Genomic DNA, 8,285 nt, shown 5'->3' with positions numbered 1-8,285 from the left:
GGCGCCGGCAGGATCCGCACCCTCGGGTCCGCCGCCAGGGCCTCGAACAGGGCCCTGGTCGCCGGCTCGGCGCTGTCATTGTCCACGACCAGCAGTTCCAGGTCCGGCCAGTCGGTGGCCTCCAGCACCCCCTTCGCACAGGCCGCGAGCAGGTCCGCCCGGTCCCGGGTCGGCGCGATCACCGTGACCTTCGGGGCCGGGACCGGCAGGTCGCGTGTGATTTCCAGCCAGGCCGGTCCCGACTCCGTCGCCTTCGCCCGGGCCGCCTGGCCCGTCGCCGCCAGGTGGTCGTTCACGGCCCGCTCCGCCGCCGCCCTGCACCGCGCCATGGCCGTCTCCGAGAAGGAGGTCCGGCCCGCCTGCCGCCAGTGATAGAGCACCGCCGGGATGTGGCGGATCCGCCCCGGTCCCGCCGCCCGGGCGATGCGCAGGACGAGGTCCCAGTCCTGGGCGCCCTCAAGCCCCTCGCGCAGGGCGCCCGCCTCGGTCACCCGGCTGCGGCGGATCACCGTCAGGTGGCTGGTCATGTTCTGGGACAGCATGATCTCCGGGTCCCAGCCGGTCTTGAAGTGCGGCTCCACCCGCCGGCCGCGCCCGTCGATCTTGTCCTCGTCCGTGTAGATCAGGTCCGTCCCGGGATGGCGCGCCAGCTCCGCCGCCACCTCCAGCAGGGCGTGGGGCGGGATCAGGTCGTCCTGGTCCATGAAGGCCACGAAGTCCCCGCTGGCGAGGGCCAGGGCCGAGTTGGTGGCGGCGCTGATATGACCGTTGGCCTCCCGCCGGACGATGCGGATGCGCGGGTCCGCCGCCGCGGCGGCCTCCAGCTGCGCCCAGGCCGCCCCGCCGGGAGAGGCGTCGTCGGCCAGGCACAGCTCCCACTTCGGCCAGATCTGCGCCTTCACCGAGGCGATGGCGGCCGACAGGTGCGCCGGGTCGGGATCGAAGACCGGGATCACCACCGAGATCAGGGGGCCCCGCGCCACCAGTCGCCCCGCCAGCGCCCGCGCCGCCGCCAGGTCCGCCTCCGACAGCGTATCGCAGCGGGTGATCCAGCGGACGTAGGCGGCGGGGTCCAGGGCGTGGGGCTCCAGCACGCTGCGGATCAGCCGCGCCCCGGCCGGATGCCGCGCCAGCCGTTCGGCGATTGCATGCACCGGCCGGTGCAGGGCCGGGATCGAGCGCACCCAACCCAGGGCCCCGGCCGCCAGCCGGCGCAGGACCTCGGTGGGTCCTAGGGGGCTGTATGGGGGCGGATCTGCGGCCATGTCCCCTTCTACAGCCCCCCGGCGCCCTCCGGCGACCCCTTCCCGTCGGCGTCGAAGGGTTCTAGGTCTGGTCTTCCGGAGACCGGCGTGACCGACAGCCCCTTGCGAACCCTCGCCCGACGCGTCCGAAGCCGCCTGCCCGGCCTTGCGGCGCGCGCCCGTGCGACGGTCCGCTCGCCCGACGACGCCCTGGTCGCCGACGCCATGGACCCCGACTGGTACCGGGCCATGAACCCCGACGTCGCCGCCTCGGGCGCCGATCCCGCCGACCACTTTCTGCGCCACGGCTGGCGCGAGGGCCGCGATCCCGTCCCGGGATTCAGCGTCCGCGACTATCTGGAGCTCTACCCGGACGTGGCGGCCGCCGGGATCAATCCCTTCCTGCACTGGCTCAAGGCCGGCAAGGCCGAGGGCCGCCTGCCGCGCCGGGACGTGGGCCGCACGGCCCGGGCCGCCGCCCTGCTGGAGCCCCTGAAGGTCCGCCTCGACCGCGCCGCCGCCCGCTGGCCCAGGGTGCGCCCCGCCTCCCGCGACGACCTCGTCCGCCGCCTCGCCGCCCTCGGCCCCGCCCTGGCCGACCTGCACCTCACCGTCAGCCACGACGACGCCTTCCGGCACGTGGGCGGCCTGCAGCTCTGCGTCCAGCGCGAGCACGCCGCCTTCGCCGCCCAGGGCGTGAGCGGCCTGCACCTCTATCCCGTCGACACCTGGCCCACCCTGCGCGAGGACGGCGGCGGCCCCGTCGGCGTCTCCCTCGCCGGGGAGGCCTGGGGCGCCTGGACGGCACAGGACGTCGGCGCCGCCCTGGCGGAGACCCTTCCCGCTGCGGGCCGCCGCACCTTCGCCCTGCACAGCCTGCTCGGCCACGACCCCGCCGCCGTGGAGAAGGTCCTGCACGCCGGCGGCTTCGCAAAGGGTGTCTTCTGGCTGCACGATTTCGCCAGCCTCTGCGCCGGGGTCCACCTGATGCGCGACGACCTGGTGGACTGCGGCGCACCGCCCGCCGCCAGCGCCGCCTGCGGGGTGTGCCTCTATGGCCCCCGCCGGGCCCTGCACGCCGACGCCCACCGGCGGCTCATCGAGGCCTTCGGACTGGAGGTCCTGGCGCCCTCCCAGGTCGCCCTGGACCTCTGGCGCCGGGCCTCAGGGATGACCGAGGTCCCTGCCCGGGTCCTGCCCCTCGCCGCCCTGGGCGAGGTGACGGACGCCCTGACGCCTCCCTCTTCGGAGGGTGTCCTGCGCGTGGCCTTCCCCGGCGCCCCGGTCCCGCACAAGGGCTGGGACGTCTTCCGCGACCTCGTCGAGCGCTTCGCCGGCGATCCCCGCTACGCCTTCGTCCAGTTCGGGGCCCAGGGGGCGGGCTATGCCGGCATGGCCTTCGTCGAGGCCCGGGTCAGCGCCGCCGCGCCCAACGCCATGCGCGACGCCCTGGTCCGGGAGGGCGTGGACGTCGCCCTGGCCTGGTCCCTCTGCGCCGAGACCTTCGGCTTCACGGCGCTCGAGGCCGCCGCCGCCGGCGCCGCCGTCCTGACCGGACCCGACAGCGGGAACATCGCCGCCCAGGTCGCTTCGGGCCTTCCGGGCCGGGTGTTCGCGGACGAGGCGGCCCTGTTCGCCGCCTTCGAGACCGGCGAGGTCCTGTCCCTCTCCCGGTCCGCCCGCGGCGCAGAGGTCCGCGACCTGGTCTTCAGCGGACTGACGGCCTCGCCAGGAGTTCGTCCAGGGCCTTGATGGACACCACCTCCGAGCCCACGCCGGCGTCCATCCGCATCACCTTGTTGCAATAGAGCCGGATCAGGTCGAGGTCGTGGGAGGCCAGCACGAGGATGCCCGCCCTCTCCACCAGGCCCAGCAGGCGCTGGTGGGCGATCTTCTGGAAATCGGCGTCGCCGACCGCGATCCACTCGTCCATCAGCAGGACGTCGGCGTCCACCGCCGTCGCCACGGCGAAGGCCAGCCGCGCCTGCATCCCCGCCGAATAGGTCTTGAGCGGCATGGCGAGGAAGGGGCCCAGCCCCGTGAAGCCGGCGATCTCGTCCAGCTTTTCCTCCACCTGCCGGGCGGACAGTCCGGCGATCCGGCCGCGCAGGCGGATGTTCTCCAGGCCCGTGGCCGTGGGGTCGATGCCCAGGGACAGGTCCAGCAGGGGCGCGATCTTGCCCCGCACCTCGATCTGCCCCTCATCCGGCTCGTAGGCGCCGGACAGGGCCCGCAGGAGGGTGGTCTTGCCCGAGCCGTTGTGACCGATCAGGCCCAGCCGGTCGCCGGCCCTCAGCTCCAGGTCCAGGCCCGTGATGGCGGTGACGGTGGTCGAGCCATGCCGGGCCTGGTCCAGCCGTCCGCCCACGGCCACCCGGGCCAGGTGCTTCTTCAGCGACTTGGCGTCATAGCCATAGACCGGGAAGCGCAGGGTCAGGCCGCGCACGCTGATGAAGGCCTGGTCCGGCCGGGGGGGCGCTGTCGGGGGCTTGGCGCTGCGGCTCATAGGTAATGCACGATCCGGCGCCGGGTGGCGGTGAAGAGGCCGAAGGCGACGGCCCAGCCGGCCAGGGCCATGACCACCAGGATCGAGAAGGTCGAGGCCTCGGGCGCAACCCCCATCAGGGGCGCCCGGATCGCGTCCAGCATGTGGAAGAAGGGGTTCCAGGTCAGCACCACGTCCATCAGCCCCACGCGCTCGCCCGGCTGCCAGAAGACCGGGGTCATGAACATGGAGAACTGCATGATCGACATGACGATCTGCGGGATGTCCCGGAACCGGGCGGAGATGATGGCTGTCAGCAGGCACATCCATGACACGTTGACCAGGACGAGGCCCACCCCGGCCAGGGCCAGGGGCAGGTCCATCGTCCGCCACAGGCCGAAGCCCGCGATCACGCCCACTACGATCACCAGGTGGTGCAGGAGGGCCGCCAGGTTCCGCAGGACCGTGCGCCAGACAAAGGTCAGCATGGGCAGGGAGGTCTGGCTCAGCATGCCCGAGGCCTGGACGAAGGACTCGCAGCCCTCGATCACGGTCTGGGAGATCAGCCCCCAGAAGACGATGCCCAGGGCCACGAACGGCAGGGTGGTGGCGAGCGGAATGTTCTGCAGCTCGGCGTAGAGGAAGCCGATGCCCAGGACCATGACGGCCATGGACAGGGTGATCCAGAAGGGACCGAGGATCGAGCCGCGATAGCGCGAGACCACGTCGTGCCAGGCCAGCGACCAGGACAGGCCCAGGCCCTTCACCGAACGGGACAGGTCGTCGACCGCCCGGGCCAGGTCATCCCGGAACCCCCGGGACCCCGTGCGCAGCATGTGTTCGGCGATATCCATCAGCGCTCCCGGGTCGGGGCGGAGGTAACAGGTCGGATTCGGCGGCGCAACACGGGTGCGGTCAGGCCGCCGGCCGCATCACCAGCACGAAGCCGGCCAGCATGACGACATACCCCAACCAGGCCTGCGGAGGCAGGGACTCCCGGAACAGGAGGACCGCCAGGACGGGGGTCAGGGCCGCGCCGAGGATCGAGAAGGGATAGACCTGGCTCAGCGGCGCCCGGGTCAGGATGTAGACCCAGAGCAGGGAGGTCAGGCCATACCAGACGAAGGCCCCGATGAGCGGAGGGTTCAGGATCACCTTCGCCAGCAGCCCCCCCTCCACCTGCCGGGTGTGTTCCGCCCCCAGCTTGAACAGCACCTGGCCGGCGGGCAGGGCGAGGGAAAAGGCTAGGCAGAGGGCGAGGTCCAGGCCCGAGAGGGACCGGATCACGGGGCCGCCGGGGGTGTCGCCGCGGCCGGGGGCGCCGCGCCGCCGGGAATGCTGACGATCGCGACCTGGTGGATCGTGAATTCGCCGCCCGCAGAGTCGTCTAGGTCCAGCCGGACGCCGGTAATCGTCGAGCGGGTCCAGTCGTCCCCGCCCTTCTTCGGCTGGGCGAGGTCATAGACCATGAGGGTGGTCTCCCCGACCGCCGGGTCCGCCCCCCGGATGGGCTTGGTGGCGAAGCCGGCGTCCTCGCCATGCGCCGCGGTGGTCCAGAACAGCGAGCCGTCCCAGCGGTCGGTGTCGGCGTTGCGGGTGATCCGGACCAGCACCGCATTGGAACCGGCCCCGTTGATCGACAGATCCTTGGGCAGGCGGACGATGGGGTCGAAGAGGTCGCCCTTGACGTCCAGTCCGCCGCCCGGCCGGGCCGTCAGGGTCGATCCCGCGCCCTGGAAGTCCTCGGTTCCGGTCTCGAAGGTCCAGAGGGCCGCGGCCTTCAGGGCCTTGCCGTCGAGGACAAAGGCCTTCTGCGCCGGATCCCAGGCGATGGGCTCGGGCGCCCTTGGCGGGCGCACCTTGGCGGCGGGAGCCTCGGCCGCCGCCTCAGGCCTGGGCTTCGGCTGGTCGCAGGCGGAAAGGACCAGCAGGCCGGCGAGGGCGACGGCGGCCGGACCTGAAAAGGGGGTCGGGCGGAGGAAGAGGGTCGGGGTCTTCATGTCTGGAACCGTCTCCGGATGGCCGCCCACGGCGGGTCAAGGGCGAGGTGGACCAGGCCGAACAGGGCGGCGAGGTCGAGGAAGTAGAGATAGCGGTAATCACACGCCAGGGCGATGACCAGGAAGCTGCCGGCGAAGGCGAGGGCGCCTGCCTGCAGTCCCGCCATCACCCAGTCCGAGGGCCGACCCCGCAGCACCAGGGCCGCCATCACGCCCAGGGACAGGAGGGCGTAGGTCAGGTGCGACAGGACCGGCGTGTCGAAGAACCAGGTCGCATAGTTGTAGAGCTCATGGTCCCGCCGGTCCTGGCGGGAGGGCATGCCCAGTTCCTCCAGCACCGCCTCCGGCCCCTGGACCCCCGTCGTCACGGGCAGGCAGGCGAGGATGTCCGGCGTCAGGAAGGCCTGCCGGAAGACCTCCAGCCGGTGGGCCGCGTAGTCCGGGAATTCAGTTATGGCGACGTGTGTCCAGGTCCGGGCTACGGCGCCCTCCGGCGTCTGCCAAAGTGTCTCGCCCAGGCCTGGGGCGTTGCCGATCGTATCCACCCGTTCCGGGTTGTAGCCTTGGGGGGCAAGGCTCCGGAGCGTAGCCGCCGCTCGAGGGTCTGCGGCCTCGAGCGGGGCGAATGAGGCATTGGGATCCCGAGCCGCCACGCCCACCAGGTCGAAGTGCTGGATCACCCTCAGGCCAGCTCCGGCCGCCTGCGGCGAAGTGGACGGCATGACGCGGGTCATGACCAGTCCCACCGCAAGGAAGAGAACCAGTCCGGCCGTCAGAACCGCAGCAGTTGCGCCCAGTCCACGTCGCCAACTGTGCCGGAATCCGGCGGCGAGGCCGAAGGCCAGGGCGGCGGCGCCCAGGGCCAGGACCCCGTTCTGCCGGACAAGAGCGGCCACCACCAGAAGGACGAGCCCGGAAACCCATGCCGCGAGCCCTGCACCCCTTAGGGCGCCGCGTTCCGCCGAGATCGCCAGCAGGACCGTCCCTGCGATGGCCGCGTTGGCGAAGAAGACGTCCTTCCAGACCGCCCCCTGGTAGATCAGCACCTGGGGAGAGAGGATCACGAGGGCGAGGACGGGCGCCGCCAGGAGGTGCACCCGCCCGGCGAGGCGCGGCAGGGCGGCCAGGGCTCCGAACAGCAGGGCGACGCTGAAGGCCACGAAGAGGGCGGTCCCCGAAAGCAGGCTGTCGAAACGGCCGAGCAGCCAGGACATGAAGGCCGGATTGAAGGATCGCTGCTCGCCCGCGCGCCCCTCCGCCAGCTGGATCACCGAATCGGTGGTCATGTGTCCGGGCAGCCCGGCGGCCAGAACGATGAGAAGCCCGACGGCGAGGGTCCCGGCGTAGAGATTGCGGGCGACGCCGCCGCCCGGGGTTTCAACCTTCCGAAACATCACGTCCTCGCTTCCTGGGCGAACACAGGCTCAGACCCGGGCGCCGGTCCGTGTCCATCAGTCCCCGCCCCGCTCGACAAGCTGCGCCAGGCCCGCCGACAGGTCCGTGCCCGGTCGGCGGCCCAGAATCGCCTCCAGCCTGGCGGGGTCGCCCGAAGACCTGCGGATATCCCCCGCCCGGGCCGGCGCATGGGCCACGGGCATCGTCTTCCCCGTCAGTCGCGCCAGCCTGGCGGCCAGGTCGAGGACCGTCGTCTCCCGGCCCGTGCAGACATTCAGAACCTCCGCCGCCTCGCCCTTTTCGCGGGCCGCCGCCGACAGCAGGGCCTCCACCACGTCGTCCACGAAGACGAAGTCGCGGGTCTGGCCGCCGTCGCCGAAGATGGTGACCCCCTCCCCGAGCCTCGCCGCCCTGTGGAAGCGGGAGATCACCCCGGAATAGGGCGAACCCGGGTCCTGCCCGGGTCCGTAGACGTTGAAGAACCTCAGGCCCGTCGACCGCAGACCCAGGACGGTCGCTGCGGCTGAGGCGTGCAGTTCGCAGCCCAGCTTGTCGGCGCCATAGGGCGACAGGGGACGGGGCCTTGCGTCCTCCCGCAGCGGGGTTTCCGGGTTGTCGCCATAGACGGCTGCGGAGGAGGCGTAGACCAGGGCCGGCCTCTGCTCTCGGGCCGCAGCGGCCTCCAGCACATTGACGAAGCCCCCCAGATTGACCCGGTGCGAGGCCGCCAGGTCCTCGTTGCACCTGGCTACCGAGGCGATGGCGGCCAGGTGGAAGACCGCGTCGGCGCCGGCCATCGCCTCGGCGACCCTGCCCGGATCCGTCACCGAACCCTCCATCAGGCAGGCGCCCCGGTCCAGCCGGCTTGCATCCCCGCTCGACAGGTCGTCCAGCACGGTGACTTCGGCGCCCTCACCCAACAGTCGGGCGGCCAGGGCGCGGCCGATGAAACCCGCCCCGCCGGTGACCAGCGCGCGCCTCGGCGACTCAGCCACCGGGGGGGTCCGGGAACCGGGCCTGCTGGATGGCCAGCCGCCGCACCAGCAGGGTCAGGACGTCATTGGACCGGCGTTCGCGCATGATGGCCGCCACCACCGTCAGGAAGAGGATGAGGGTCGTGGCGTAGGTGACGAGATCCGCGCCGCGGCCCACGCCCACCAT

At 72.1% G+C, this 8,285-nt stretch carries 9 protein-coding genes; 1 reads left to right on the top strand and 8 read right to left on the bottom strand.

Features of this window, described 5'->3' with window-relative positions; all coding sequences use genetic code 11:
- Window positions 1–1,265: glycosyltransferase (locus INE98_RS05180; protein WP_293537140.1), on the bottom strand; the 1,265-nt coding region annotated here is incomplete at its 3' end.
- 87 nt (window positions 1,266–1,352) lie between these two features.
- Between INE98_RS05180 and INE98_RS05175 the strand changes: the two genes are divergently transcribed.
- The gene (locus tag INE98_RS05175) at window positions 1,353–2,996 is read left to right on the top strand and encodes a hypothetical protein (protein WP_293537138.1); all 1,644 of its coding nucleotides are present in this window, start codon (window positions 1,353–1,355) and stop codon (window positions 2,994–2,996) included.
- On the opposite strand, the gene INE98_RS05170 is transcribed toward INE98_RS05175, so the two are convergent.
- The 7 genes from INE98_RS05170 to INE98_RS14520 form a co-directional block, all read right to left on the bottom strand.
- Complete coding sequence (locus tag INE98_RS05170; RefSeq protein ID WP_293537137.1) at window positions 2,953–3,750, bottom strand: ABC transporter ATP-binding protein; 798 nt, start codon at window positions 3,748–3,750, stop codon at window positions 2,953–2,955. The genes INE98_RS05175 and INE98_RS05170 overlap by 44 nt on opposite strands.
- Complete coding sequence (locus INE98_RS05165) at window positions 3,747–4,583, bottom strand: ABC transporter permease (RefSeq protein ID WP_293537135.1); 837 nt, start codon at window positions 4,581–4,583, stop codon at window positions 3,747–3,749. The genes INE98_RS05170 and INE98_RS05165 overlap by 4 nt, the downstream gene beginning before the upstream one ends.
- 61 nt (window positions 4,584–4,644) lie before the next feature.
- The gene (locus INE98_RS05160; RefSeq protein WP_293537133.1) at window positions 4,645–5,016 is read right to left on the bottom strand and encodes a hypothetical protein; all 372 of its coding nucleotides are present in this window, start codon (window positions 5,014–5,016) and stop codon (window positions 4,645–4,647) included.
- A complete protein-coding gene (locus INE98_RS05155; RefSeq protein ID WP_293537132.1) occupies window positions 5,013–5,729 on the bottom strand; it encodes a hypothetical protein in 717 nt (238 codons plus the stop codon). The genes INE98_RS05160 and INE98_RS05155 overlap by 4 nt, the downstream gene beginning before the upstream one ends.
- Complete coding sequence (locus INE98_RS05150) at window positions 5,726–7,123, bottom strand: hypothetical protein (protein ID WP_293537130.1); 1,398 nt, start codon at window positions 7,121–7,123, stop codon at window positions 5,726–5,728. The genes INE98_RS05155 and INE98_RS05150 overlap by 4 nt, the downstream gene beginning before the upstream one ends.
- Window positions 7,124–7,180: 57 nt before the next feature.
- Window positions 7,181–8,119 carry an NAD-dependent epimerase/dehydratase family protein gene (locus INE98_RS05145; RefSeq protein WP_293537128.1) on the bottom strand — a complete coding sequence of 313 codons (939 nt, stop codon included), beginning with the start codon at window positions 8,117–8,119 and terminating at the stop codon, window positions 7,181–7,183.
- Window positions 8,112–8,285: a DUF2304 family protein gene (locus tag INE98_RS14520; RefSeq protein WP_367120166.1), complete on the bottom strand. Its 174-nt coding sequence runs from the start codon at window positions 8,283–8,285 to the stop codon at window positions 8,112–8,114. The genes INE98_RS05145 and INE98_RS14520 overlap by 8 nt, the downstream gene beginning before the upstream one ends.

Source organism: Phenylobacterium sp. (genome assembly GCF_020253645.1).
In the GTDB taxonomy this organism is placed as follows: Bacteria; Pseudomonadota; Alphaproteobacteria; order Caulobacterales; family Caulobacteraceae; genus Phenylobacterium.
Note: the sequence above shows the minus strand (reverse complement) of the source record. Positions and strands in the feature narration are given on the sequence as shown.

Excerpts from the sequence above, each read along its gene's own strand:
- INE98_RS05150 (WP_293537130.1), bottom strand. The coding sequence starts at position 7,123 with ATGTTTCGGAAGGTTGAAACCCCGGGCGGCGGCGTCGCCCGCAATCTC.
- INE98_RS05165 (WP_293537135.1), bottom strand. The coding sequence starts at position 4,583 with ATGGATATCGCCGAACACATGCTGCGCACGGGGTCCCGGGGGTTCCGG.
- INE98_RS05155 (WP_293537132.1), bottom strand. The coding sequence starts at position 5,729 with ATGAAGACCCCGACCCTCTTCCTCCGCCCGACCCCCTTTTCAGGTCCG.
- INE98_RS14520 (WP_367120166.1), bottom strand. The coding sequence starts at position 8,285 with ATGGTGGGCGTGGGCCGCGGCGCGGATCTCGTCACCTACGCCACGACC.
- INE98_RS05170 (WP_293537137.1), bottom strand. The coding sequence starts at position 3,750 with ATGAGCCGCAGCGCCAAGCCCCCGACAGCGCCCCCCCGGCCGGACCAG.